Source organism: Bradyrhizobium sp. NP1 (genome assembly GCF_030378205.1).
Lineage (GTDB): Bacteria > Pseudomonadota > Alphaproteobacteria > Rhizobiales > Xanthobacteraceae > Bradyrhizobium.
Genome location: NZ_CP127385.1, coordinates 1,215,016 through 1,239,222 on the forward strand (window position 1 = coordinate 1,215,016; position 24,207 = coordinate 1,239,222).

Genomic DNA, 24,207 nt, shown 5'->3' on the forward strand with positions numbered 1-24,207 from the left:
CCTACCAACAACTCAACGGAAATTTACTGGTTCGCCCGTTCGACGGCGGCGGTGGCCATGTATTTCGAACGGAATTCAGCAACCCGTTCGCGCCACATTCCGACGAACGCCCCCGATGTCAGGTTATCCACCGATTTCCACGCGTGTTTGACGGCCGGAAGAGTATTCCGCCAGATCGCGCGTTTGCACCATTTTTCACCTTTCTCTCTGCCTTCGCTGGTGGCGCACATGGATTTCCAAGCGATGCGATCAGGTTGGCTGATGTGTGCGGCGGCGCCTTCCCAACCTTGTTGATGGATCAAGTAAAGATCGCTCAAGGTGGGCTTCTGGTGCGTCACCCACTCGAACAGAATGCCTTCGGTAATGAACTTGTAGGCCGCCGCAACGGCATTGTCGCGAGGATTACGAATCTGCCCGGAGCCGAATTTGTTGAACTCGTATTCGCTCAGTTGGAAAAGGCCGATATACGACCCCGTGCGTTGCTTGGGGTCGAAACCGGACTCGATCTTGGCAACTGCCTTCATGAAATTGAAATCCAGACCGAAAGCGTCGGAGGCGCGCTTGATCTCCTCGACCGGCGTTCCGACCGGGATGTCCTTGAGTGAATTTAAGACGATAGCCGCCGGCTTCTCGGCAGGCGGCAGTTCGGACCAGACGTAATAGATGAGATACCGGAAATCCTGCGTCACCGGTGCCGGGCTGGGGGCACTGTCCGGCGCATCGCGTGTTGTCGGCATGGGTTGGGCGGCATCATGGTGGCCCAAGTCCACCGATTTTGTCTCGATAGTCGCCACCTGCACGGGCGGTAGATCGGCCGGCATCTGCGACGGATCGGGCAACGCGGCCTCGACGATCGATTCAGGCTCATATGAGGCCACCATCTTGCCGGTAGCCATTCCCGTCGCCGATTCGGCGGCCGTCGCCACATCAGTGTTGGCGACAGCGGCATTGCCCATTGCGGTTGCCTGCGGTGCGTCCGCGAGCTCGGCGTTGGCGGTAAGAGATGCTGCGCGGTCCTCGATTGGCACTGCGCCGGTGTTCTCGATGCCGGCCGAACCGAAGCCAGCAAGCCAGGCGACGATCCACCCCGCGAGAACGATCGTTCCGCACAACGCCGCCACTGCCGCAGATCGCCGCGGGTTCATGATCCCGTCGCCTCCAAAGGCTCCACCTGAGCCATGCTGCACAGCCAAGCACGCGACGGCCTGATTATTCGGGTCAAGATATGACCGCGGAATGGCGCAAACTGCAGGTCATCAACTTTTCCAAAGAGTGTTACCCGAATGCAACGTGGCGCCCGCGAGCAGTTGTCTGCACTCTCCGACGTAGCGTGTAGGGGGAGTTTCGGACCCGGCGAGCCCGCCACGGTTATGTCGGACCGACAGACGCGGTTGAGTGGCCGCAAGCGCGGATGCCGGCCCCTCGAGCGGTCTGTCGTTGGTGAATTATAGGATCTTCTGAGCGAACCGAACCCATTGCCCCAGATCAAAGCGCCCGTCGCAACGGCAACTCACATCGAACATTGATCGCCCCGGCGATCGGCGCCACGGCTATTGCCGATTGTCTTCTTCCAGCAAATTGGCCTCGTAATTGTGAATACGGTCCAATTTTCGACCCACTGCGACCAGATTTAAAGGAGAGGCTGCGGTCCGCAACGCCGCGTTTTTTGGTTGGACCTCGCATGCAACATCACTGCATGAGGTACTGAATGAGGAAGCAGACTCCATTAATAGCTTTCGCCATTTTCATGCTCTCTGCAGGGATCGCACACGCTCAGTTTCTGTTCTGGCCCCAGTACACGTCCTGGCCAGGCCATTACGCTCCGTTCAAACACAAGCACCACCACCGGCGGACAAACTCTGAATTGGCGAAAAACGCTCGGCCCGAGGACCCTCCGAAGGGCCCGCTCCAGATCATCATCTCGATTGCAGACCAACGGGTCTCGCTTTTTGACAACGGGACCCTGATCGCACGCTCTTCGGTGTCCACGGGAACTCAGGGGCATCCTACGCCCCACGGCGTATTCAGCGTGATCAGCAAACAGCGATGGCACCGTTCAAATATTTATAGCGCTGCCCCCATGCCCTACATGCAGCGCATCACCTGGTCAGGGATAGCGTTGCATGCCGGTGTTGTGCCTGGGCGTCCGGCGTCACACGGCTGCATCCGTTTGAAAAATGACTTTGCCATTCGACTCTGGCATCTCACGAAGCGCGGCACTCGAGTGATCATTGCGCACGACGATGTCCAGCCTGTCGAGATAACCAATCCGCACCTTTTTAAGCCGAAAGCCGTGTCCGGTTCGCCGGAATTTCAGACTGCCACAGTCGCGGGTAAGAGCATTAGCACAGCCGCGGCAACGCATGGATCACCAGTGTCCAACGCCGAGACTCCAGAAGCCACTAGTCTCCAGGTTCCAGGCTCGGCTCCTGCTGGAGTCGCACCTCAGAAGGTCGTCCCGATCTCCATCTTCGTGAGTCGTAAGTTGAGCAAGCTCTTCGTGCGCCAGGGCTTCACGCCGTTGTTTGATGTCCCGGTCACGATCGAAAATCCGGGGGAGCCGCTGGGAACGCACGTGTTTACCGCAATGGAATTCCAGAACGAGCGAGCGGCCATTCGCTGGACCGTCGTGTCGATTCCGGAGGAATTTCCTCGCATTTCCGAGGGGGCCACGAAAGAGCGCGAAGCGCCCGCGAAGCAAACCGCCCTATCGGTACCGTTGCCCGATAAAGCCAACGCTGCCCTCGACCGCATCGAAATACCCCGGGATACGGTTGAGAGGATCTCTGAACTACTGACGCCGGCCTCTTCATTGATTATTTCCGACAACGGATTTAGCCATGAGACGGGAAAAGACACGGATTTCATCGTGGTGACGCATTGATGCGGCGGCGCAACCCACCAACACACGATGCCGCTGCGCAAGTCCGCTTTTCTTCCACGGGTTTAACCCGAACGACCTCGTGGTCTGAGAAAATTATGTCCGTTGTCGGTCTGCTCGTCATTAAGCCGATGTCTCGGATGGGTCATTCGCGACTGGGGCGAGCCGGCGGCGAGTCCGGTCACGTCCGCTGCGCCGCCGAAAGCGGAAGTCAATACAGAGCATTAGCGACATGGTGACGGGGGCATTGCGGGTTGATGGCGCTGCCCAAGACGTGATTCAAGCTCCGAACCGGAGCCTCGAATCATGCGCTACGAACTCAGCGACTATGAATGGACCGCCATCAAACCTATGCTGCCGGACAAACCGCGTGGTGTTCGGCGTGTAAATGACCGTCGCGTGCTCAATGGCATCTTTTGGGTCCTGCGTTCAGGTGCGCCATGGCGAGACCTGCCAGCGACCTATGGTCCGCGCACCACCTGTTACAATCGCTTCGTTCGGTGGCGGAAGGCTGGCGTCTGCGACCAGATCATGGACGCACTGGCTGCCGGTCATGACGCGGCGGTGCAGATGATCGACACCTCCATCGTGCGCGTGCATCAGCACGGAGCCTGTATCGCGGACAACAATCAGGAAGATATGGGTCGCTCACGAGGGGGCCTGACCAGCAAGATTCACGCGGTGGTGGACACCAATGGCCTGCCGGTCCATCTCGCCCTCTCGCCCGGTGAGGCGCATGACAACCGGCTGTGTTCGGTTCTGCTCAGCGCATTGCTTCCGCAAACGATGTTGCTCGCGGATCGTGGATACGACGCGGACTGGATCAGGGAAGACTACCGAGCCTTCGCTCCGCTGTTATTTCGTAATCATCCGGCTCACGGGGAGGGGTGCCGCGGCTGGTGAGATGACAAATGTCAGCCATGTGTTCCAGCCGGTGGGCCGATCCCGGCGCGGACAACACCGGTGATTCTGCTATAGTTCGACATTCGAACGGGCGTAGTTTCTGCTTTAAGGGTCGAATCATGCACAAAGCACCTGGATCATTGCTATTGGTCATCGTTTTTATTCTTTTTAGTCCTCAGGTGCGAGCGCAGCAGATTCCGGCCGAAACGCCTCAGGGAATGCTGGCGGCCCAGATTCGCATACAAGGTTTCACCTGCGAAAAGCCGCTCGGTGCAAAGAAAAATACCAGGTTGTCTCGACCAGATCGAGACGTTTGGGTTCTAAAATGCAGCAATGCTATGTACAGGATTACGCGCGCCCCCGACATGGCGGCGAAGGTCGAACCACTCCCTTGAGCGAATGACCTCTATTGGCCCTTAGCGTCGTTTCGCTGCCATGCGGAATTTGGTCCGCTACCGGCGCATATCGGGCATCGAGTAGCATCAAGCGGCGAGCCGCGCTCACGCTCAACGTCGTCAGCGCTCTAGGCTGCCGAAGCAGGTTGCCTGGATGTCGAGGGCAAAGATCATTGCGGCGGTCCCTGGCGGTTCGCCCCGCGCGAAGCCAGGGCCCGGCCAGCGCGCGTGCGCCTAAAATCGAATTTCGCGAGCGATCTCAAGCTGATTTGAGTCGTCCAGTCCTTTGCGCAAAAATATTCCGCTTGTTGCGTCGGGCAAATCAGTGGCTTCAATCCGCGCGTCCCGCCTCGATCAGAGGGGCGTTGCGCATCGTCACGGACGTTGAGCGCGGGATGCGATGGACGTGGCCGGTATCGCAAGACGAACGATGCCGACGCGGACGGTGAAGTCGTGTGGTCCTGATGCCCCGACGCTGGCATCAAGCTTCGCAGGTCATCCTGTGAGGCGACGGTGGCAAGAAAGCCCGGTCACCGGGGAGAGCACGAAGGAAACCGTTAAAACCAATCGCGCGGGGAATGCCGGGATGTTCGGCTGTACCTGTGGTGACTAACTCGTGTGCTTTCCTTTGCTGCACGCGAGGCTGCGGGTGCGCCAAGCACCCGGCATTCCCTGCGCCCTCTGTTGTCAGGGGGACGAACATTCCTGCAAAGCTCGGGCGATTTCAGCCGCGAGAACGCGGACCTCTGTCCGGGTTCGTTGATGATTGAATCTTGAATGTGGTCCCGCTCACCGGCCTGCCAATCGCGTCCATCGGCTCGATGCGAAGTGGCGGCTCACTGTCGAATGATATCGGGCGGAAATGCGCGAGCAGGACGACCCGCGCAGACATTGTCGCGAGCTTTGACGGCCTCTTGATGATTTTTCTCGAGCTGGTCCAGCAAAGCATTGGAAATTTCGCACAGCTCACGGTGCTCGGTGGCATATTGCACGATTGCGCTCCAGGCGTCGGACGACCGGCCGTATGCGACGCAGCGTTCCGGCGTCGCGACGCCTATCGTCCGCCTTGCGGCTTCCGCAGCCTCGCTGCGCAACCGCGCCAATTCCGGGCATCGACCTTGCGCGTTCGTGTGATTGCAGCATCCGAAAAGGATGACCATCGCGAGGATTGGCGTGCATTTCCACGTCACAGGCATTTCTCCCGCTCCGTCCGTAGGCCCACGCCGCCCTCTTCGATACGAACCCGGAAATGCCGGCGGTTTCAATGCCGGTGGACGCACAAGGGTGTCGCGTGGGACTCAAAACATCGTGCCGGACCGCGCTGTTGTCCCGGTATCCTACCGCTTCCGCGAACCGCGCGTTATGATAGGGCATGACAGAAGACGACATGATCCAGGCCTATTCGGCCGCTGGCCGGCACTATCACAACCTCCAGCACATCACGGATTGCCTGGCTGCGCTTGACGGAGTTGCCGGACTGAGCGACCGCGACCGCGAAATCCTGGTGGCGGCGATCTGGTGGCACGACATCGTCTACGACCCGACCCGCTCGGACAACGAGGAGCAAAGCGCCAGGCTGGCGGAACAAGACCTCAGGCCTGATTTGCGGGATGAAGTCGGCCGCCTGATCAGGCTGACCAGAACCCACAAGGTAGAGCCGGGCGACCCTCTCGGCGCGATCATGATCTCCATCGACCTTGGCATACTCGGCGCCGACGCTGCGACCTACGCGTCCTATGCAGCTGCGATCCGTCGCGAATACAGCCACGTCCCGGACGACGCTTATCGCGCCGGACGCGCCGCGGTGCTGGAAAGCTTCGCCGCACGGCCGGCGATCTATCCGGACGCAAGCTTTGCCGCGCGGTTTGAAGAGCAGGCGCGGGCGAATATCGCACGCGAGATCAAATCGCTGCGGACCGATCCTTGAGATGTCGAGGAATTCCAGAACGCGCGAGCGTGGCGCGATCCCGTTACGGATCGAGTTCGGTATCCCAATAGAGATAGTCGAGCCAGCTGTCGTGCAGATAGTTCGGCGGGAACAGCCGGCCGTTGCGGTGGAGCTGGTGCACCGTCGGGGCGTAGGGCGTCTGCCTCGGAAACATCTTGGCCTGCTGCGGCGTCAGGTTGCCCTTGCGCAGGTTGCAGGGCGAGCAGGCGGCGACGACGTTTTCCCAGGTGGTCTGGCCGCCCTTGCTGCGCGGAATGATGTGATCGAAGGTGAGGTCCTCGCCGGAGTAGCAGTACTGGCAGATGAAGCGGTCGCGCAGGAAGACGTTGAATCGGGTGAAGGCGGGATGCGTGGACGGCTTGACGAAGGATTTCAGCGAAACGACGCTCGGAAGCTGCATCTCGAAGGAGGGGCTCCGAACCGCGCGGTCGTAGTGCTCGACGATGTTGACGCGGTCGAGAAACACCGCCTTGATCGCGTCCTGCCAGGACCAAAGCGACAGCGGGTAGTAACTCAGCGGCCGGAAGTCCGCGTTCAGCACCAACACCGGCCAACCGCCTTGCGAGACATGTGCGTTCAAATAACGCTCCTGACCCCCGGAAGATCGGCTGCGAAGCAGCAGGTCATGACATACTACATGCAGCGTGACGGGATTGTGAAGAGCTTAGAATAACTTATCCGTGGGGTTGGGGCTGCATGCAACCGATTGCATGACGGCCGTCAGGACCGCTAAACGAGCAATTGGTGGCCACTTTTGGGCTGCCGTCTGGACGCCCAAAAATGGTCACCTCGTCGCGTTATTGGGAAGCGCCGCGCCGGTTGCGGGCCTTCGTGCGCGCGCACGAAACCAGCCTCGTGGCCCTGGCGCTGCTCGCCGGCACCATCGGCGGCCTGACGGTGGCGGCGATGAGCGGCGCCGTCACCGTGCTGCATGCCGCCTTCTTCGATCTCGACATGGGCGAACGGCTGTCGAGCCAGCCGGCGATCGAGCCGCTGCACGCCTTGGTGGTGCCGAGCGTCGGCGGCCTGTTGCTCGGGCTTGCCTTCCTGTGGCTGGCGCGCTTTCGCCCGGCGCGCGAGATCGACCCGATCGAGGCCAACGCGCTGCATGGCGGCCGCATGTCGTTTCGCGGCAGCGTCATCGTCGCGCTGCAGACGGTGTGGTCGAGCGGCGTCGGCGCCTCCGTCGGCCTCGAGGCCGGTTACACCCAGCTTTCCAGCGGCATCGCCGCCTCGATCGGCCGCGGCTTTCACCTGCGCCGCGCCGACCAGCGCGTCATGGTCGGCTGTGGTGCTGCGGCCGCGATCGCCGGCGCCTTCGGGGCGCCGCTGGCGGGCGCGTTCTATGCCTTCGAGCTCGTGATCGGCGGCTATACGCCGGCGAGCCTCACCCCGGTCGGCGTCGCCGCGGTCGCGGGCTATTTCGTTGCGCACGCCTTCTCGCCGTTGTCGCTCGGCGTCGGCGTCGGCCCGGTCGGCGACGTGCTCGGCCGCGATCTTGCGATTGCCGCGGCTCTCGGCGTGCTCGCGGCGCTGTTCGGGATCGCGATCATGCGCGGCGTCGCGCTGTGCGAGGCGCTGCTGGCGAAGACCAGGCTGTGGCCGCCGCTGCGGCCGGCGCTCGGCGGCCTCTGCGTCGGGCTGCTCGCACTCCTCACGCCGCAGGTGATGTCCTCGGGGCATGGCGCGCTGCATTTTGCCGGCCTGTTCGCGATGCCGCTTGCCGCGATCGCATCGGTGTTCATCCTGAAGGCGATCGCCTCGGTGATCTCGCTCGGCACCGGATTCCGCGGCGGCCTGTTCTTCGCGACGCTGTTCATGGGCGCGCTCGGCGGCCGGCTGTTTGCCGCCGGCGTCGACAGCATCTGGCCCGGGCTCGGCCTCGATCCGAATGCCTATGCGATCGTCGGCATGAGCGCGCTGTCGGCCTCGGTGATCGGCGGACCGCTCACCATGTCGTTCATCGCGCTGGAATCGACCGGCAATCTCTGGCTCACCACGGCGGTGCTGGTCGCCGTCATCCTGTCGACCCAGATCACCCGCGAGCTGTTCGGCTATTCGTTCGCCACCTGGCGGCTGCATCTGCGCGGCGAGACCATCCGCAGCGCCGCCGATATCGGCTGGATTCGCGACCTCACCGTCGGCCGCCTGATGCGGCCCGACGTGACGACGGTCAATGCGGATATCGGCATCGGCAGGTTCCGCGAGCGGTTTCCGCTGGGCTCGAAGACCCAGGTCGTCGCGGTCGATGATGAGGGCCGCTACGCGGGGCTGGCGCTGGTGGTGGAAGCGCATGCGCCGGAAATCGAGCCGGCGAGCGGGCTTGCCGGGATCCTGCACCATCGCCACGCCGTGCTGTATCCGGGGATGAACATCCAGGAGGCGATCGCCGCCTTTGACGCGGCCGAGGCCGAGTCGCTTGCGGTGGTCGATGGCGACGAAGGTCATCCGGTCGGGCTCCTGACCGAGGCCCATGCCATGCGGCGCTATGCGGAAGAATCCGAGCGGCGCCGGCGCGAGGTGATCGGCGACATTTGATCGACGGCCGCAAAGGCGCAAAGATGGCGCCAACAAGCCAATAAAACGGGGAGGAACATCATGCGCGGGCCCGGGGCTGTGATCGCCGCCTTGACGCTGGTCTGGAGCGGAGCCGTCGCGGCGCAGGATTATCCGACACGCCCGATCACCATGATCGTGCCGTTCGCGGCTGGCGGCGCGACCGACTCGCTGGCGCGGTTTCTCGCCGAGCGCATCCGCATGATCCTCGGCCAGCCCGTGATCATCGAGAACGTGGCGGGCGCCTCGGGCAGCCTCGGCGTCACCCGCGCGGTGCGCGCGCCGGCCGACGGCTACACGCTGAGCATCGGCACCTCGACCACCCATGTGTTGACCGGCGGCCTCTACAAGCTGCCGTTCGACCTGATGAAGGACCTCGAGCCGATCATCCTGATCGGCAGCGAGCCGCTTCTGATCGTCGGCAAGAAGAGCCTGCCGGCCGATGACTTGAAGGGATTGATCGCATGGCTCAAGGCCAATCCGGGCAAGGCCTCGGTCGGCATCGCCGGTGTCGGCGCCACCGGCCAGCTCACCGGCATCGCCTTGCAGAAGGAGACCGGGACGGCATTCGAGTTCGTGCCCTATCGCGGCAACGGGCCGGCGATGCAGGATCTCGTGGCCGAGCAGATCGATTTCATGATCGAGCCGGCGTCGAACTTCACGGCGCTGCTCGCCGCCGGCAGCGTCAAGCCGTTTGCCATTACCGGCCATGCGCGCCTTGCTTCGGCGCCGAACATTCCGACCGCCGACGAAGCGGGCCTGCCAAACTTCTTTGCTTCGCTCTGGTACGGGCTGTGGGCGCCGAAGGGCACTCCGAAGGATATCACCGCAAAACTCAACGCCACGATGAGCCGGGTGCTTGCCGATCCCTTGGTCAAGCAGCGCTTTGGCGAGTTCGGCATCCAGATCACGCCGCTGCAGCAGCAGTCGCCGGAGGCGCTGCGCGAGCTGCAGAAGGCCGACAGCGCGCGCTGGTGGCCGATCATCAAGGCCGCGAATATCAAGGTGGAGTGAGCGCAGCGTTTTCAAGCGAGGTGGGAACCGGTTCGCGTGAAGAAAACGCGTCAAAAATAAAATGCGCTAGACCCTCTCGAGCTTCTGCAGGCAGCGCCTGATCCGCACCTCGGCGGGCATCGGCGCCTCCGGAAAGCTGGTCTTCCAGTTGGTGACGCCGACCTCGCCGACATAGATGTCGCCCCTGGAGTCCAGCGCGAGCCCGTGGGGTGCGAGGAATTTTCCGGTCTCGATGCCGGCCCCGTTCTCGCCGCCGAGCCGCGCGATGCGCTGTCCCTTCGCATCGACGATGGTCAGGCGCGGCCCGAGATTGGGCACCTTCAGGTTGACCGGCATGCCGGGGCCGAGCTCGCCGACGATGAAGTTCGGATTCCTGCCGCCACAGCGGCACAGCGCGCAGGGCCGGTGCAAATTGTTCCATTGCGTCTCGTACTTGCCGTTGCCGTCGAACACCTGCACGCGGTGGTTCTCGCGGTCGGCGACGTAGACGAAGCCGTCGGCATCGGTCGCGATGTTGTGCACGATGTTGAACTGGCCGGGATCGGAGCCGGGCTCGCCCCAGCTCATGATCAGCCTGCCGTCGGGCGTGTATTTGTGGACGCGGGCATTGCCGTAGCCGTCGGAGACGTAGATTTCGCCCTTCGGCGACAGCGCGGTGTGGGTGCAGCGGTGGAACGGCTCGCCGCTCATGAAAGGCGCCGGCTTGTTCGGGATGCCGATCGTGAGCAGCACCTTGCCTTCGGTCGTGCATTTGCGCACGGTGTGGTCGCCGTCGTCGGTGCAGTAGAGATTGTCGTCGGCGTCGATATGCAGCCCATGAGCGCGGGAGAACAGGCCTTCGCCAAAGCTCCGCAGGAAATTGCCGGCGCGGTCGAGCACGATCATCGGATGCTCGCCGCGATTGAACACGTAGACACGATCCTTGCTGTCGACCGCGACGGAGGCGACGTCGGAGAGGCTCCAGCCGTCCGGCAGTTTCGCCCAGTTCTCGACCACACGATAGCGGTGCTCGCCCGCGCCGAGTACGACCGGCACCTGCTGCGCGATGTTCATGGCGTGACCTCCTCGGCGGTTCCTGTCGTGCGCGGCAAGAGGCCTTGCTCGATCGCCTTGATCTGCAGCGCGAGATATTTCGAGTTGATGCGGCACTGCGCGAGGCTGCCGGCGATGAACCACAGGCCGGGCTGTCTGGTGCGCACATACATGTTGCGCAGCTCCTGCTCGTCGCCAAAACCCCAGATCGGGCCGACGCGGCGGGCGACGTCGCCGCCGAACAGTTTTGCGACCAGCTCTTCCTGCGGCCGATAACCGGTCGCAAGCACGATCAGGTCGGCTTTGATCGTCTCGCCATCCTTCATCCGCGCGCCGTCAGCGACGAAGCCGTCGACGTCGGCGAATTGCGCAAGGGTGATCTCGCCCTTCACGATGAGGTCGGAGCAGCCGACGTTGAAGTAATAGCCGCCGCCGCGCGTCAGATATTTGAACTGCCAGCCGGTGTTGTCCTCGCCGAAATCGAGCCTGAAGCCGATCCGTTCGAGACCTTCGAGCAGGCCGCGGTCGAGCGTCTTCGACTGCTCGGTGACGAGGGCGTGGCTCTTGCGGGCAAGCTTGAGCGGCATCGAATTGGCGATCAGGTCGTTGTCGTCGAGCGTGCCCTCGTTATAGGCCGCATAGACGAGCTGCGCCGACGGTTCGATGCTGACGATCAGCGTCGGGCTGCGCTGCATGATGGTCACCTGCGCGCCGCTGGAATAAAGGTCTTGCGCGATGTCGTGGCCGCTGTTGCCGGTGCCGATCACGATCGCGCGTTTGCCCTTCCAGTTCTCGCCGTCATCGTATTGGCTGGAATGCACGACCTTGCCGGCGAAGTCCTCAAGCGTCGGGATTTTGGGGACGTTAGGAATGCCGCTGACGCCGGTCGCAAGCACGACATGGCGCGGATGCAGGGTGCGCGTGGTGCCGTCGGCGCGGCGCAGCGTCACGGTCCAGCGCTGTGCCGCCTCGTCGTAATGGCCGCCTTCGAAACTTGTGCCGGTCCAGAAGTTCAGCTCCATGGCCTCGACATAGGCCTCGAACCAGTTGGCGAGCTTGTCCTTGGGGATGTAGGTCGGCCAGCTCGGCGGGAAGTGCATGTAGGGCAGGTGGTTGACCTGCACCTGGTTGTGCAGGGTCAGCGCGTGATAGCGCTTGCGCCAGTTGTCGCCGACGCGTTCGCCGCGGTCGACGATCAGGGTGTCGACATTGAGCTGCTTCAGCCGTGCCGCGATCGAGAGCCCGGCCTGGCCGCCGCCCACCACGAGCACGGTCGGCTCGCGGTCTGCGTAGTCGGCCGACGCTTTCCGCAGATCGAGCCAGTTCGGCCCGCGAAAGTCGCGCGAATAGGCCTGGCCGCGCGGCCGGTTGAGGCCGAGCGGCTCCTCGAATCCCTTCAGCTCCTCGAGTGTCGTGAGCAGCGTCCAGGCCTTTGGCCGGTTGCCGTCCGCGGCATCGCCGATCAGGCGGACAATGCCGCTGCCGCGCCCGATCGCGGTCTCGAATTTGAACATCGCCTCGATCGCGCTGGTCCCGGCGCGCGTAACGCGGCGTGGCGGCGCACGATCAGCGTCGAGCGCGAAGGCCTTCGGCCGCGCTCTCGCGGCGAGCGCGGTGAATTCCGCCGCGATCGCCCGAGCGCCTTCGACCGTCTGGAGGGTCCAGCTCATGGCCAGCACGTCGCGCCAATAGCTCTCGGCGAGGAACAGCGCCGCAAGCTGCGCCGGATTGCCCAGCGCGTTCTCGAATTGCGCAAACCAGTTCCCGGCGGTGACCGAGACGTCGTCCGTCCTGTCCAGCATGACCGACCTCGCGAAGGGTCGCTCTCCGAGCGTCTCCTTCGCGCAAGCCTATACTGTCCGGGACCGCATCAAAAGCGGCAGGCTAGTGCAGCGACAGCATGTGGCCCTGTTCCGGTGGAATGCGCCCCGCCAGCGTATCGCGATAGACCTGTTCCACCGCTGCCGGCCCGCGGCTGTGGACCACCGTCAGCCAGCGTTCCAGTTTTGGCTCGAATGTCGTCCACGCCACGCCGAAGCGCTGGTCGATGCCGCCGGGCCCCCATTCTTTCGCCCGCTTGCGGATCTGGTCGAAGAACCAAATTGGCTTGGCGCCCGGCAATTGAGGTTCCTCCGGCGTCGAGGCGCGGTGGGTGAGGCCGATCCGTCCGGAATATTTCATTTGCGCGCCGAACTGCCGGTGCAGCCTTTCGCGCAAGGCGCTGTTGCCGGCCATGTCGACGAAGGCGACCGGCCGATCGGCGGGAAGCGCGCCTATGCGGTCATAGGTGACGACGTCGTCGTAGCAGCCGAGCGATTTCACATAGGGCACATTGGCCGCCGATGTCAGCCCGATCACCTCGACCCCGCTGCGCTGGCCGTGCAGGAGATGTGCGAGGCCGAACGCGGTCTTGCTGGAGGCCGAAGACAGCATCACGGCGCGGGCGCCGAAAAATTCGTTCTCGGCGAGATAGTCGTCGACCAGGAAGGAGAGCATGAACAAGGGGCGCAGCAGCGCCTGGTAATCGCCTCGCACGCCCGCGAAGGCGGGGTCACGGGTCACCCGCGCATAGGCATTATAGACCGGCGCCACGCCCTGGCGGTGCGCGGCCGCATCGCGCAGGCCGCGCTTGCTGACATCGGAAGCCTCGATCACGAGATGGCTTGCCATCGGAAAATAGCCGAACAGGCGTTCGCCTTCGGCGATGCCGGGATGGCGCGAGGCGACGACATCGCCAAAGCCCCACACGGGAATGTTGCCGAAGCCTTTTGGCGCCGGAAACAGCTCCCAGTATTTCAGTTCATCGCCGAGCACCGCGTAGGTGATGTTATTCGCGGTGAGGGCGAAGCGGTCGACTTGGACCAGGAGGGCGTCATCGGGCAGCGCGGCGCCATCGGGCAGTTCGGTCTCGATCGTCTTGCATTGGCTCAAATCGTCGCGCGCGACGATGAAGTCGATGGCTTGCATGGTTCAGGATCCCGGCTTCTTCGGTGCCGCGATCTTTGCGTTCGTGGACGTGCGTTTGGCAACAGCAACATTGTTTGAAACGGTGTTCGCCGTTGCCTCGCCTGCGATCACGCCTTCGCGCTTCTTGATGGCGCGATAATAGCTCCACCACAGATGCGCCGCCGCGCCGCGCAGTGGCCGCCAGGGCTCGGCGAGCGGCGTCATCTCCTTGACGCTCGGACGATGCTTCAGCCCTAGCCCGAGCCGGATCGCCTCCTGCACGGCGAGATCGCCGGCCGGCCAGGCGTCGCCGTGACCGAGGCAGAACAGCAGGTAGACGTCGGCGGTCCAGGGGCCGACGCCGGGCAGTGCCGTCAGGGTGTGGTGGGCGGCGTCTGCGTCCTCTTCCGCGAGCACGTCGAGATTCAGCCGCTCGGCGGCAAGTTCGCGGGCGATGTTCTTCAGCGTCTTGATCTTGGCCGCAGACAGGCCGAGCCGGCCAAGACGGTCGGCGCGCGCGCGGCGCAGCGCGTCGTGATCGAACGGCTCGTAGGCCGCACTGACGCGGGCCCAGATCGCCCCCGCGCTCGCGGTCGAAAGCTGCTGGCCGCAGATGATGTGCGCAAGGCCAACGAAGCCGGGTTCGCGCCGCCGCAGCGCCGGCATGCCGGTGACCGCGAAGATCGGCTGCAGCCGAGGGTCCTGCTTCACCAGCGCTTGGATGGCTTCTTCGAGATCGGCCTGGGTGTTGAGATGGACGGTCATGGAATACTGGGAAACACCACGGTCATGACCGGGCTTGTCCCGGCCATCCACGTCTTCTTAACTTAGGGAACGACAACAGCGATCCGTTATAGCAAATGAAGCAGCACATTGGATCGGCGTACCCGGCGGGAAGAGCGGCATGACGGAGACTGCGTAGCCAATGCCACCCGTTTTCCGTTTTGCGCCGAGCCCGAATGGTTATCTGCATCTCGGGCACGCCTATTCGGCGCTTTTGAACTTCGACCTGGCGCGCCGGCGCGGCGGCCGCTTCCTGCTGCGGATCGAGGACATCGATCCCACCCGCTGCCGGCCCGAGTTCGAGGCGGCGATCTATGAGGATCTCGCCTGGCTCGGGATCGCCTGGGAGACGCCGGTGCGCCGGCAGTCGGAGCATTTTGCCGCCTACCGCGCGGCGCTCGACGAGCTCTCGGCCTTGGGGCTGGTCTATCCGGCGTTCGAGAGCCGCGCCGAGATCGCGCTGCTGGTCGCGCAGCGCGACGCGGCGGGCGGCTGGCCGCGCGACCCCGACGGTGCGCCGCTGTATCCCGGCAGCGCCGGCGCGCTTTCGCCCGCCGCGCGGCAGCGGTTGATCGGGGAGGGCGCGCCCTATGCGCTGCGGCTCGACATGGCGGCGGCCTGCGCGCGCGCAGGTGCGCTCGGCTGGACCGAGCTTGGCGAAGGCCCGGCGGGCGAGCACGGCGAGGTTGCCGCCCACCCGCTGGCCTGGGGCGACGTCATCCTGGCACGCAGGGAGACCCCGACCAGCTACCATCTGTCGGTCGTGGTCGACGACGCGCTGCAGGGCGTCACCGACGTCGTGCGGGGGCAGGACCTCTTCCATGCCACCGGCGTACACCGGCTGCTGCAGCACCTGCTCGGCCTGCCGCAGCCGGTGTACCAGCACCACCGCCTCATCAAGGATGCCAGCGGGCAGAAGCTCTCGAAGTCGACGGCCGCGACCGGCTTGCGCGAACTGCGCGCCGGCGGCGTCGCGGCGGCCGAGGTGCGGCGGCTGGTGGAGCCGATTTGACGCTCGCGCCTTTGCCGCGCAAAGCGCCTCCCGGAATGGATAGCGAGTGCTAGAGTCGGACGATTGGTAGGTTTGCCTTAAGCTTTCCAGTGACCTGCCGAAACGCCTCAGTGACTCCGATAGCCCCGCCGTGCCATGCTGCGTCCGTGGGGCAAAAGGGGAATCATGGCGCCAAGGAAGCGCTCAGCGCGCGCCGTCCGGCCTAAGCGGCCGACACGGAAACGCGCCGCAAAACCGGCGGCAAAGCCGCGCCGGCGCAGCCAGGCTGCGGCGCCCGGCGTGGTCGAAACGGCGCTCGCCACCTTCGCCCACGAGGTGCGCACGCCGCTCACCGGAATCCTGGCCATCAGCGACCTGCTTGCGACCTCGGAGCTCGGCGAGCGCGAGCGGCGCTGGGTCGACACCATCAAGGCCGGCGCTGAGCATCTGGCAAGCCTCGCCACCCTGTTCGTCGACGCCGCCAAGGATGCCGCCGTCGCCTCCCGGCTGCGGCAGGATCTGTTCGACCTGCGCGCGCTCGCCCGCAGCGCCGGGGATTCGCTGGCCGGCCGCGCGGCGGCGAAAGGGCTGCAATCGCAGGTGGACATCGCAGATGGAATTCCCGCGCTCGTGGTCGGCGATCCCGTCCGCCTGCGCGCGGCGCTGGAAAACCTGATCGACAACGCCGTGAAGTTCACCGAGCAGGGCGGTGTCGCACTCGCGGTGTCACCGCAGCGTGGTCGCGACAAGCGCAAGATTCTGGTCGCCTTCGCGGTCTCGGACAGCGGGATCGGGCTGACGCTCGCCGAGATCAAGCGGCTGTTCCGGCCGTTCTCGCAGGCCAACGTCTCGGTTGCGGCGCGCTTCGGCGGCGCCGGCCTCGGGCTGTCCTCGGTCAAGCAGCTTGCCCGGTCGATGGGCGGCGACATCGTCGTCGCGCCGCGGCCAGGCGGCGGGACCACCTTCACGCTGACGGTCAGGCTCGATTGCGCCGGTCCGGCGTTGCCGGCCACGGCGGATGCGTCCGAGGGAGCGGCGCCGGAAGCCGCGCGGCCGCTGCGCGTGCTCAGCGTCGAGGACAATCCGTTCGGCCGCGTGGTGCTCAACACCATCCTGACCGAGCTCGGCCATCAGGCCGAATTCATCGGCCGTGGCGAGGTCGCGGCCGAGCGCATCGCGCAGGGCGCTTTCGACGCGGTGCTGATGGACATGGTGCTGCCGGGGATCGACGGCATCGAGGCGATCAGGCGGATTCGCGCCCTGCCGCCGCCGGCCGGCCGGATTCCGATCATCGGCGTTTCCGGGCGCGGCGAAGACGAAGCCGCCTCGCGCGCGGCCGGCGCCGACGCGTTCCTGCTCAAGCCCGTGTCTCCGCGGGCCTTAGCGACTGCGCTGCTTGAAGCGTTACGCCGTGCGGCAGCTGCGACTTGATGATCGCGGCGTTGAGCTCGCCGCCGAAGACGAAGATCGCGGCGATGAAATACAGGAACACCAGCGCGATGACGACCGAGGCGAGTCCCGCATACATCGTGACGTAGTTGTTGGCGAAGCGCGCCAGATACTGGCCGAACACGATGCCCGATATCAGCGACGCCACCAGCGTGAAGATGATGCCGGGCAGGATCTGCAGGAAGGTGCGCCGTCCTGCCGGCAGCCAGGCGTGCAGAATGAGCAACGCGACGATCAGCGCGACGATGGTGATGCCGTAGCGCACGATGGTAAGAAGCTGCTCGTTGCTCTCCACGATCAGCGGGATATGGCGGCGCACCGCCTCGATGATCAGCGGCCCGAGCACGATCAGGAACGCCATCGCGAGCGAGGTGAAGGCGGCGACCAGCGTGTAGCCGATCGATTCCAGTCTGAGCCAGTACCAGCGCCGCGCCTCGACCACCGCATAGGCGCGGTTGAGCGCGATACGCAGCGCTTCCACGCCGTTGGAGGCGAAGTACACGGCAAGAACCGCACCGATGGTCAGGATGTCGCCGCGCGTCGTGGTCAGCACGTCGTGGATTTGGCCCGACAGCGCATCGGCGACCTGCTTCGGCCAGATCTGCAACAGCAGCTCGACGGCCTGGTCGGCGAGCTCCTTGGAGCCGAAGAAGCCTGCAAGCGAGGTCAGCACGATCAGGAACGGGAACAGCGCCATCAGCGTTGACAGCGCGATATGGCTGGCGATGGCCCAGCCATCGTCAGCCAGGAACGTGTAGAAGGCGTCCATCACGATGAGGTAGACGGAGCGGAGCTGCCTCACATTGCACCCGGGACGGCGGACGAGGGATTCGCGGGTACCATCTGATATTATCGGCTTAAAAGCCAGATCGTTCCTCGCCTTGTGGCGGTCGGTCCCGCACAGTGTTATGGACGGGGCATGGCATCCTTCCTGAGCTCTTTCCTGCTTCCCATCGCCGTCGGCGCGGTCGCGCTGGTGCTTCTGCTCGGCCTCGTCAACATGATGCGAGGCGGTTCGCCGAACCGCTCGCAGCAATTGATGCGGCTGCGCGTTTTGCTGCAATTCGTGGCCATCATCATCACCATGCTCGCGGTCTGGGCGATGGGACGGTGACGATGACGGCGTGAGGACAAACACATGGTCGTGCTCAATCGGATTTATACGAAGACTGGCGATGACGGCTCTACCGCGCTTGGCAGCGGCGAGCGGCGTCCGAAATTTGATCTGCGGGTGACGGCCTACGGGACCGTCGACGAAACCAACGCCGCGATCGGCGTCGTGCGCCTGCATCTGAAGGATGCAGTGGAGCTCGATGCGATGCTGGGCCGGATCCAGAACGACCTGTTCGACCTCGGCGCCGACCTCGCGGTGCCCGAGCGCCAGGGCAAGGCCGAGCGCCTGCGGCTGCTCGCGAGCCAGGTCGAGCGGCTGGAGCGCGAGATCGATCAGCTCAACGAGAAGCTCGCAGCCCTGACTTCCTTCGTGCTGCCGGGCGGCACGGCGGCGGCGGCCCATCTGCATCTGGCGCGCACGATATGCCGCCGGGCGGAACGCGTGGTGGTGGAACTCGCCGCCAGGCCGGACGAGCCGGTCGGCGCGGCGGCGATCCAGTATCTCAACCGGCTGTCGGATTTCCTCTTTGTGGCAAGCCGCACTGCCAATAATAATGGTGCGGGTGACGTGCTCTGGGTGCCGGGCCAGAACCGCTGACACCGGGCCTTGGTGTCGCGATTTCGAAGTTCGCATCATTCTGCGGCCGCCAGTTTGCGAACTTCAGGAATCGAAGGACATTGTCAACTTATTGATCTAGTGTGGCTTTGGTTCAGAAATCCGCATGGCGAACGCGCGGCGACAAAGATGCGGGCTTCTGAACCACCACCCAGGGCCGATTTTTAGCCTTGCGCGCGTTGACCGGGGTTGGCGGGCGCTTTAGGTTCCGCGCAAAGCACAGCAAACCCCGACATTTTCAAGCGAAAGAGGATCGATGAAGGTTCTGGTGCCGGTCAAGCGGGTGGTCGACTACAACGTCAAGATCCGCGTCAAGGGCGACGGATCGGGCGTCGAGCTCGCCAACGTCAAGATGTCGATGAATCCATTCGACGAAATCGCGGTCGAGGAGGCCCTGCGCCTGAAGGAGGCGGGCAAGGCGACCGAGGTCGTGGTGGTGTCGATCGGGCCCGCACAGGCCACCGAAACCATCCGCACCGGGCTTGCGATGGGCGCCGACCGCGGCATCCTGGTCAAGGCGGAAGGCAATGTCGAGCCGCTCGCGGTGGCCAAGATCCTCAAGAAGATCGCCGACGAGGAGCAGCCGGGCCTCATCATTCTCGGCAAGCAGGCGATCGACGACGATAGCAACCAGACCGGCCAGATGCTGGCTGCCTTGCTCGGCTGGTCGCAGGCGACTTTCGCCTCCAAGCTGGAAGTCGATGGAAGCGACTTCAAGGTGACGCGTGAGGTCGACGGCGGCCTGCAGACCGTGAAGCTGAAGGGGCCGGCGATCGTCACCACCGACCTCCGCCTCAACGAGCCGCGCTACGCCTCGCTGCCGAACATCATGAAGGCGAAGAAGAAGCCGATCGCGGAGAAGAACGCGTCCGACTACGGCGTCGATCTCGCGCCGCATCTGGAAATCCTCAAGACATCGGAGCCGCCGGGCCGCAAGGCGGGCGTCAAGGTCAAGGACGTCGCCGAGCTGGTGTCGAAGCTGAAGAATGAAGCCGGGGTTCTCTAAATGACGACGCTGTTGATTGCCGAACACGATCATGAATCGCTGAAGGACGCGACCAACAAGGCGCTAACCGCGGCCGCCCAGCTCGGCGGTGAGGTGCATGTGCTGGTCGCCGGCGGCGGCCAGGGCACCAAGGCGGCGGCGGAAGCTGCCTCCAAGCTGCAGGGCGTGACCAAGGTGCTCGTCGCCGAAGGCGCTGCTTACGAGCATGATCTCGCCGAGCCCTTGGCAGCGCTGATCGTCTCGCTCGCGGCGGCGTATGATGCGATCGTCGCGCCCGCGACCTCGCGCTTCAAGAACGTGATGCCGCGCGTCGCGGCGCTGCTCGACGTCATGCAGGTGTCGGAGATCATCAAGGTGGTTGCGCCCGACACGTTCGAGCGGCCGATCTATGCCGGCAATGCGATCCAGACGGTGAAGTCCAAGGACGCCAAGAAGGTGATCACGGTGCGCACCTCGACCTTCGCGGCGACCGGTGCGGGCGGCAGTGCCGCGATCGAGAACGCCGCAGCCGCGGCCGATCCCGGCCTTTCCAGCTTCGTCGGCGAGGAAGTCGCCAAGAGCGATCGCCCCGAGCTGACCTCGGCCAGGATCATCGTCTCCGGCGGCCGCGCCATGCAGAGCCGCGAGAACTTCGCGAAATATATCGAGCCGCTCGCCGACAAGCTCGGCGCCGGTGTCGGCGCCTCGCGCGCGGCAGTCGATGCGGGCTACGCGCCGAACGACTGGCAGGTCGGGCAGACCGGCAAGGTGGTCGCCCCGGAACTTTATGTCGCGATCGGCATCTCCGGCGCCATCCAGCATCTCGCCGGCATGAAGGACTCCAAGGTGATCGTCGCCATCAACAAGGACGAGGATGCGCCGATCTTCCAGGTCGCCGATTACGGCCTGGTCGCGGACCTCTATCAGGCGGTTCCCGAGCTGACCGATGCGCTCGGCAAACTCGGAAAGTAACGATGATTCGAACGGCCAGATGCGCGAGCGCCGGCCGGTGTCCTATATTGAAGAAGAGCACCTTGAGCGGGCGGGTTCCGCTTCTCCTCACGGCGCATTGAAGACTGGCGGGACGGGTGGGCAGGCGCGATATGCGCGCCGGTTCGGTGGATGAGAAGATGGCATCTCAGATCAACAAAATCGGTGTGATCGGCGCGGGCCAGATGGGCAATGGCATCGCGCATGTGGCGGCGGTGGCCGGATTGCACGTGGTGCTCACCGACATTTCGTCCGATCGCCTGAAATCGGGCATGGCGACCATCAACGGCAACCTGTCACGTCAGGTTGCCAAGAAGGTCATCAGCGACGACGCGCGCAATCAGGCGCTCGGGCGGATCACGCCGACCGAGAGCCTCGAAGGGCTTGCCGATTGCGATCTCGTGATCGAAAGCGCGGTCGAGAAGGAAGAGGTCAAGCGCAAGATCTTTCACGACGTCTGCGCGGTGGTGAAGCCGGAAGCGATCATCGCCTCCAACACCTCGTCGATCTCGATCACACGGCTCGCCGCATCCACCGATCGCCCCGAGCGCTTCATCGGCATTCACTTCATGAATCCGGTGCCGCTGATGGAGCTGGTCGAACTGATCCGCGGCATCGCCACCGATGATGCGACCTTCGACACCGCGAAGGAATTCGTCAGTCGGCTCGGCAAGCAGGTCGCGGTGTCGGAGGATTTCCCGGCCTTCATCGTCAACCGCATCCTGCTGCCGATGATCAACGAGGCGATCTACACGCTCTATGAGGGTGTCGGCAATGTCGAGGCGATCGACGCGGCGATGAAGCTCGGCGCCCATCATCCGATGGGGCCGCTGGAGCTCGCCGACTTCATTGGGCTCGACACCTGCCTCTCCATCATGCAGGTGCTGCACGAAGGACTAGCCGATTCCAAATACCGGCCCTGTCCACTTTTGGTGAAATATGTCGAGGCGGGCTGGCTCGGGCGCAAGACCCAGCGCGGCTTCTACGACTATCGCGGCCCGAAGCCGGTTCCGACGCGGTAAGCTCGTCATTGCCGGGCATGACCCGGCAATCCCCCGGCACATCTTCCACCACTCGTTAACTCTCAGCCCGTAAGTTGCGCGCGGAAGTTTCGGGGTGCCGGGTATGGACATGAGTCTGGTTGCCGCCATCATGGCGGCGAAGGCGGGGGCGGTGCAGCAGCAGGTGGCGACCTCCGTGCTGAAGTCGAACCTCGATTCTCAGAAATCGGCGGTCGAGACCCTGCTCGGCGGAGCCCAGCAGACGCTGTCGCTGGCCAATGTCGGCGCAGGCGTCGGCGGCAATCTCAATATTTCGGCCTGAACCGCGCTAAAACGCCGCGGCGGGCTGCATAGCGGCCTTGATCAGCTTGACCGCGTCCTCGCTGTCCCATTCAGCCGGCCCCGCAATCGTCGCGATCTCGCAGCCCTGGCCGTCCACGAGCACCGAGGTGGGCATGCCGAGCGCCCGGCCTATCTGCTTAAGGTCCTGGAAAACCTTGGCTTTCTGATCGGTGAAATAGCCGAGCCGGGTCAGATTGCCATCCTTCAGAAAGGCCTTCGGCTTGTCGGAATCGCGGGTGTCGATGTTGATCGCCACCACCTCGAAATTGGGGCCGCCGAGCCTGGTCTGAAGCCTGTCCAGCGCCGGCATCTCCTTGCGGCAGGGCACGCACCAGGTCGCCCACAGATTCACCAGCACCGTCTTGCCGCGCCAGTCCGATAGCTTCTTCGGCGCGCCATTGGCGTCCTCGAAGGCGAGGTCCGGCAGCCGCAGCGGGGTCGTCGCCATGGTCAGCGCCGCCACCTCGCCATGGGCGAGCGGCGCGATCCGCTTCGCAACGTCGACGGCCGCCCGGCAGGCCGGATCGCCGCCCGCATTGCCTTTCAGCCGCCCGTAGCCGTATACGGCCGCAAAACCGATGGCCGCGCCGACCAGCACCATGCCGATGGCAAGCGGAATCCGGCGCGCGGCGGCAGCGGGGGCGGGACGGTCAGGCATATCGTTTGTCATTCGGTCTCAGATACGGTTATGCAAGGCCTCTTATTACCGCGCCGGCATCCGGAAAAGCGCTTTATCCGGCGGCGGTATCGAAGGGCAGGGCAAGTCATGAGCAAAAGGTCATGAGCAACAAGATGTGGGGCGGCCGGTTTTCGGAGCGTCCCGACGCGATCATGGAGGAAATCAACGTCTCCATCGACGTCGACCGGCACCTTTATGCCCAGGACATCGCTGCGTCCAAGGCGCACGCGGCCATGCTCGCAGCGCAAGGCATCATCAGCGCTTCTGATGCAAAAAATATCGGCAAGGGTCTAGACACGATTTTGTCAGAAATCGACAAGGGCTCGTTCGATTTCAAGCGCGCGCTCGAAGACATCCATATGAATGTCGAAAGCCGTCTGTCCGAGCTGATCGGGCCCGCCGCCGGGCGCCTGCACACCGCGCGCTCGCGCAACGACCAGGTGGCGACCGACTTCCGCCTCTATGTCCGCGACACGATCGATGCGACCGATGCGGCGCTCGCTTCCTTCCAGCATGCGCTGGTGCAACGGGCGATCGAGCATGCCTCAACCGTGATGCCGGGCTTCACCCATCTGCAGACCGCGCAGCCCGTGACCTTCGGCCATCATCTGCTCGCCTATGTCGAGATGGCCTGGCGCGACCGCGGCCGCTTCGCGGATGCGCGCAAACGGCTGAACGAATCGCCGCTGGGGGCGGCCGCGCTCGCCGGCACCTCGTTCCCGATCGACCGCGCCGCGACCGCGAAGGCGCTTGGCTTCGACCGGCCGATGGCCAATTCGCTCGACGCGGTCTCCGACCGCGACTTCGTGCTGGAGACGCTGTCGGCGGCATCGATCTGCGCCATCCACCTGTCGCGCTTCGCCGAGGAGATCGTGGTGTGGACCTCCCCGTTGGTCGGCCTGGTGCGCCTGAGCGACAAGTTCACCACCGGTTCCTCGATCATGCCGCAGAAGCGCAACCCCGACGCGGCTGAGCTGGTGCGCGCCAAGACGGGACGCGTGATCGGCGCGCTGAATGCGCTGCTCATCGTGATGAAAGGCCTGCCGCTCGCCTATCAGAAGGACATGCAGGAGGACAAGCAGGGCGCGATGGAGGCCTTTGCCGCGCTCTCGCTCGCGATCCGCGCCATGACCGGCATGGTGCTCGATCTCGTGCCCGACGAGGCGCGGATGAAGCAGGCCGCCGGCGAAGGCTATGCCACCGCGACCGATCTTGCCGACTGGCTGGTCAGAACCCTGAAGATGCCGTTCCGCGAGGCCCATCACGTCACCGGCCGCATCGTCGCGCTGGCGTCGAAAAAGGGCGTGGCCCTGCATGAGCTGCCGCTCGCCGCCATGCAGGAGGTCGAGCCGAAGATTACCGCTGATGCCTTGAAGGTGTTGTCGGTGGACGCCTCGGTGAAAAGCCGCACCAGTTTCGGCGGCACTGCGCCGAAGAACGTGCTGGCGCAGGCGAAGGGCTGGCTGAAGCGGCTCGAAAAACAGCGAAAATTGGGCTGAGCCTTGGATTTCCGCGCAAATTTCCACTTTGTCCCGCTCTCGCCAGAACCGAACAATCTTTGTATGGTGCGGCCCGCATTGGGG

General features: G+C 64.2%; 22 protein-coding genes and 1 pseudogene. 14 read left to right on the forward strand and 9 right to left on the reverse strand.

The window, feature by feature from the left end:
* Positions 1-23 precede the first annotated feature (23 nt).
* Positions 24-1,145, reverse strand: coding sequence for a transglycosylase (locus QOU61_RS05765; protein WP_289657159.1), 1,122 nt, complete (start codon positions 1,143-1,145; stop codon positions 24-26).
* Between the two features lie 563 nt (positions 1,146-1,708).
* Between QOU61_RS05765 and QOU61_RS05770 the strand changes: the two genes are divergently transcribed.
* Both QOU61_RS05770 and QOU61_RS05775 read left to right on the forward strand, forming a co-directional pair.
* On the forward strand, positions 1,709-2,884 hold the full coding sequence (locus QOU61_RS05770; RefSeq protein WP_289657160.1) for a L,D-transpeptidase: 1,176 nt from the start codon (positions 1,709-1,711) through the stop codon (positions 2,882-2,884).
* A 303-nt stretch (positions 2,885-3,187) separates the two neighbouring features.
* Positions 3,188-3,712: pseudogene (locus tag QOU61_RS05775) on the forward strand (IS5 family transposase); the annotation flags it as partial.
* 1,303 nt (positions 3,713-5,015) lie between these two features.
* Here QOU61_RS05775 and QOU61_RS05780 read toward each other — a convergent pair.
* Entirely contained in the window at positions 5,016-5,375 is a 360-nt protein-coding gene (locus tag QOU61_RS05780; RefSeq protein WP_289657161.1) for a hypothetical protein, read from the reverse strand.
* Between the two features lie 176 nt (positions 5,376-5,551).
* Here QOU61_RS05780 and QOU61_RS05785 point away from each other — a divergent pair, with 176 nt between their 5' ends.
* Complete coding sequence (locus QOU61_RS05785; protein WP_289657162.1) at positions 5,552-6,106, forward strand: HD domain-containing protein; 555 nt, start codon at positions 5,552-5,554, stop codon at positions 6,104-6,106.
* A 43-nt stretch (positions 6,107-6,149) separates the two neighbouring features.
* Here the strand turns inward: QOU61_RS05785 and QOU61_RS05790 are convergent, their stop codons facing one another.
* Positions 6,150-6,707, reverse strand: a complete 558-nt coding sequence (locus QOU61_RS05790) for an HNH endonuclease (RefSeq protein WP_289657163.1) — start codon at positions 6,705-6,707, stop codon at positions 6,150-6,152.
* A gap of 200 nt (positions 6,708-6,907) precedes the next feature.
* On the opposite strand from QOU61_RS05790, the gene QOU61_RS05795 reads away from it, so the two are divergent.
* Positions 6,908-8,665 (forward strand): chloride channel protein, encoded by a 1,758-nt coding sequence (locus QOU61_RS05795; RefSeq protein WP_289657164.1) that lies wholly within the window; start codon positions 6,908-6,910, stop codon positions 8,663-8,665.
* 60 nt (positions 8,666-8,725) lie between these two features.
* On the forward strand, positions 8,726-9,697 hold the full coding sequence (locus tag QOU61_RS05800) for a Bug family tripartite tricarboxylate transporter substrate binding protein (RefSeq protein WP_289657165.1): 972 nt from the start codon (positions 8,726-8,728) through the stop codon (positions 9,695-9,697).
* A 66-nt stretch (positions 9,698-9,763) separates the two neighbouring features.
* On the opposite strand, the gene QOU61_RS05805 is transcribed toward QOU61_RS05800, so the two are convergent.
* From QOU61_RS05805 to QOU61_RS05820, 4 genes are all read right to left on the reverse strand, one after another.
* Positions 9,764-10,732, reverse strand: a complete 969-nt coding sequence (locus tag QOU61_RS05805) for a peptidyl-alpha-hydroxyglycine alpha-amidating lyase family protein (RefSeq protein ID WP_289662295.1) — start codon at positions 10,730-10,732, stop codon at positions 9,764-9,766.
* A gap of 14 nt (positions 10,733-10,746) precedes the next feature.
* Positions 10,747-12,531 carry a flavin-containing monooxygenase gene (locus QOU61_RS05810; protein WP_289657166.1) on the reverse strand — a complete coding sequence of 595 codons (1,785 nt, stop codon included), beginning with the start codon at positions 12,529-12,531 and terminating at the stop codon, positions 10,747-10,749.
* Positions 12,532-12,613: 82 nt separating this feature from the next.
* Complete coding sequence (locus QOU61_RS05815; RefSeq protein ID WP_289657167.1) at positions 12,614-13,696, reverse strand: DUF2855 family protein; 1,083 nt, start codon at positions 13,694-13,696, stop codon at positions 12,614-12,616.
* A gap of 3 nt (positions 13,697-13,699) precedes the next feature.
* Complete coding sequence (locus QOU61_RS05820) at positions 13,700-14,440, reverse strand: DNA-3-methyladenine glycosylase family protein (RefSeq protein ID WP_289657168.1); 741 nt, start codon at positions 14,438-14,440, stop codon at positions 13,700-13,702.
* A gap of 160 nt (positions 14,441-14,600) precedes the next feature.
* Here QOU61_RS05820 and gluQRS point away from each other — a divergent pair, with 160 nt between their 5' ends.
* Positions 14,601-15,470, forward strand: coding sequence for a tRNA glutamyl-Q(34) synthetase GluQRS (gene gluQRS, locus QOU61_RS05825; protein WP_289657169.1), 870 nt, complete (start codon positions 14,601-14,603; stop codon positions 15,468-15,470).
* A 165-nt stretch (positions 15,471-15,635) separates the two neighbouring features.
* Positions 15,636-16,880, forward strand: a complete 1,245-nt coding sequence (locus QOU61_RS05830; RefSeq protein WP_289657170.1) for an ATP-binding protein — start codon at positions 15,636-15,638, stop codon at positions 16,878-16,880.
* Here the strand turns inward: QOU61_RS05830 and QOU61_RS05835 are convergent.
* Positions 16,807-17,667, reverse strand: coding sequence for a YihY/virulence factor BrkB family protein (locus tag QOU61_RS05835; RefSeq protein WP_502877011.1), 861 nt, complete (start codon positions 17,665-17,667; stop codon positions 16,807-16,809). The genes QOU61_RS05830 and QOU61_RS05835 overlap by 74 nt on opposite strands.
* A 150-nt stretch (positions 17,668-17,817) precedes the next feature.
* Between QOU61_RS05835 and QOU61_RS05840 the strand changes: the two genes are divergently transcribed.
* The 6 genes from QOU61_RS05840 (at position 17,818) to QOU61_RS05865 (ending at position 21,925) form a co-directional block, all read left to right on the forward strand.
* On the forward strand, positions 17,818-18,012 hold the full coding sequence (locus QOU61_RS05840) for a twin transmembrane helix small protein (protein WP_289657172.1): 195 nt from the start codon (positions 17,818-17,820) through the stop codon (positions 18,010-18,012).
* Positions 18,013-18,036: 24 nt separating this feature from the next.
* Positions 18,037-18,609 carry a cob(I)yrinic acid a,c-diamide adenosyltransferase gene (locus QOU61_RS05845; protein WP_289657173.1) on the forward strand — a complete coding sequence of 191 codons (573 nt, stop codon included), beginning with the start codon at positions 18,037-18,039 and terminating at the stop codon, positions 18,607-18,609.
* Between the two features lie 274 nt (positions 18,610-18,883).
* On the forward strand, positions 18,884-19,633 hold the full coding sequence (locus QOU61_RS05850; RefSeq protein ID WP_289657174.1) for an electron transfer flavoprotein subunit beta/FixA family protein: 750 nt from the start codon (positions 18,884-18,886) through the stop codon (positions 19,631-19,633).
* A complete protein-coding gene (locus QOU61_RS05855) occupies positions 19,634-20,584 on the forward strand; it encodes an electron transfer flavoprotein subunit alpha/FixB family protein (RefSeq protein ID WP_289657175.1) in 951 nt (316 codons plus the stop codon). It begins immediately after the preceding gene.
* 158 nt (positions 20,585-20,742) lie between these two features.
* The gene (locus tag QOU61_RS05860; protein ID WP_289657176.1) at positions 20,743-21,624 is read left to right on the forward strand and encodes a 3-hydroxybutyryl-CoA dehydrogenase; all 882 of its coding nucleotides are present in this window, start codon (positions 20,743-20,745) and stop codon (positions 21,622-21,624) included.
* Positions 21,625-21,727: 103 nt separating this feature from the next.
* A complete protein-coding gene (locus tag QOU61_RS05865; RefSeq protein WP_289657177.1) occupies positions 21,728-21,925 on the forward strand; it encodes a putative motility protein in 198 nt (65 codons plus the stop codon).
* Between the two features lie 6 nt (positions 21,926-21,931).
* Here QOU61_RS05865 and tlpA read toward each other — a convergent pair whose 3' ends face one another.
* Positions 21,932-22,615 carry a thiol:disulfide interchange protein TlpA gene (tlpA, locus tag QOU61_RS05870; protein ID WP_289657178.1) on the reverse strand — a complete coding sequence of 228 codons (684 nt, stop codon included), beginning with the start codon at positions 22,613-22,615 and terminating at the stop codon, positions 21,932-21,934.
* A 110-nt stretch (positions 22,616-22,725) separates the two neighbouring features.
* Between tlpA and argH the strand changes: the two genes are divergently transcribed.
* Positions 22,726-24,123, forward strand: coding sequence for an argininosuccinate lyase (argH, locus tag QOU61_RS05875; protein ID WP_289657179.1), 1,398 nt, complete (start codon positions 22,726-22,728; stop codon positions 24,121-24,123).
* The last annotated feature ends 84 nt before the right edge of the window (positions 24,124-24,207 follow it).

What these genes read in the sequence shown, in the direction of transcription:
- QOU61_RS05800 (WP_289657165.1), top strand. Translation starts at nt 8,726, where the DNA reads ATGCGCGGGCCCGGGGCTGTGATCGCCGCCTTGACGCTGGTCTGGAGC.
- QOU61_RS05865 (WP_289657177.1), top strand. Translation starts at nt 21,728, where the DNA reads ATGGACATGAGTCTGGTTGCCGCCATCATGGCGGCGAAGGCGGGGGCG.
- tlpA (WP_289657178.1), bottom strand. Translation starts at nt 22,615, where the DNA reads ATGACAAACGATATGCCTGACCGTCCCGCCCCCGCTGCCGCCGCGCGC.
- QOU61_RS05840 (WP_289657172.1), top strand. Translation starts at nt 17,818, where the DNA reads ATGGCATCCTTCCTGAGCTCTTTCCTGCTTCCCATCGCCGTCGGCGCG.
- QOU61_RS05855 (WP_289657175.1), top strand. Translation starts at nt 19,634, where the DNA reads ATGACGACGCTGTTGATTGCCGAACACGATCATGAATCGCTGAAGGAC.
- QOU61_RS05785 (WP_289657162.1), top strand. Translation starts at nt 5,552, where the DNA reads ATGACAGAAGACGACATGATCCAGGCCTATTCGGCCGCTGGCCGGCAC.
- QOU61_RS05795 (WP_289657164.1), top strand. Translation starts at nt 6,908, where the DNA reads ATGGTCACCTCGTCGCGTTATTGGGAAGCGCCGCGCCGGTTGCGGGCC.
- argH (WP_289657179.1), top strand. Translation starts at nt 22,726, where the DNA reads ATGAGCAACAAGATGTGGGGCGGCCGGTTTTCGGAGCGTCCCGACGCG.
- QOU61_RS05815 (WP_289657167.1), bottom strand. Translation starts at nt 13,696, where the DNA reads ATGCAAGCCATCGACTTCATCGTCGCGCGCGACGATTTGAGCCAATGC.
- QOU61_RS05845 (WP_289657173.1), top strand. Translation starts at nt 18,037, where the DNA reads ATGGTCGTGCTCAATCGGATTTATACGAAGACTGGCGATGACGGCTCT.
- QOU61_RS05835 (WP_502877011.1), bottom strand. Translation starts at nt 17,667, where the DNA reads ATGGACGCCTTCTACACGTTCCTGGCTGACGATGGCTGGGCCATCGCC.
- QOU61_RS05830 (WP_289657170.1), top strand. Translation starts at nt 15,636, where the DNA reads ATGGCGCCAAGGAAGCGCTCAGCGCGCGCCGTCCGGCCTAAGCGGCCG.
- QOU61_RS05850 (WP_289657174.1), top strand. Translation starts at nt 18,884, where the DNA reads ATGAAGGTTCTGGTGCCGGTCAAGCGGGTGGTCGACTACAACGTCAAG.
- QOU61_RS05860 (WP_289657176.1), top strand. Translation starts at nt 20,743, where the DNA reads ATGGCATCTCAGATCAACAAAATCGGTGTGATCGGCGCGGGCCAGATG.
- QOU61_RS05810 (WP_289657166.1), bottom strand. Translation starts at nt 12,531, where the DNA reads ATGCTGGACAGGACGGACGACGTCTCGGTCACCGCCGGGAACTGGTTT.
- QOU61_RS05780 (WP_289657161.1), bottom strand. Translation starts at nt 5,375, where the DNA reads ATGCCTGTGACGTGGAAATGCACGCCAATCCTCGCGATGGTCATCCTT.
- gluQRS (WP_289657169.1), top strand. Translation starts at nt 14,601, where the DNA reads ATGCCACCCGTTTTCCGTTTTGCGCCGAGCCCGAATGGTTATCTGCAT.
- QOU61_RS05765 (WP_289657159.1), bottom strand. Translation starts at nt 1,145, where the DNA reads ATGAACCCGCGGCGATCTGCGGCAGTGGCGGCGTTGTGCGGAACGATC.
- QOU61_RS05820 (WP_289657168.1), bottom strand. Translation starts at nt 14,440, where the DNA reads ATGACCGTCCATCTCAACACCCAGGCCGATCTCGAAGAAGCCATCCAA.
- QOU61_RS05770 (WP_289657160.1), top strand. Translation starts at nt 1,709, where the DNA reads ATGAGGAAGCAGACTCCATTAATAGCTTTCGCCATTTTCATGCTCTCT.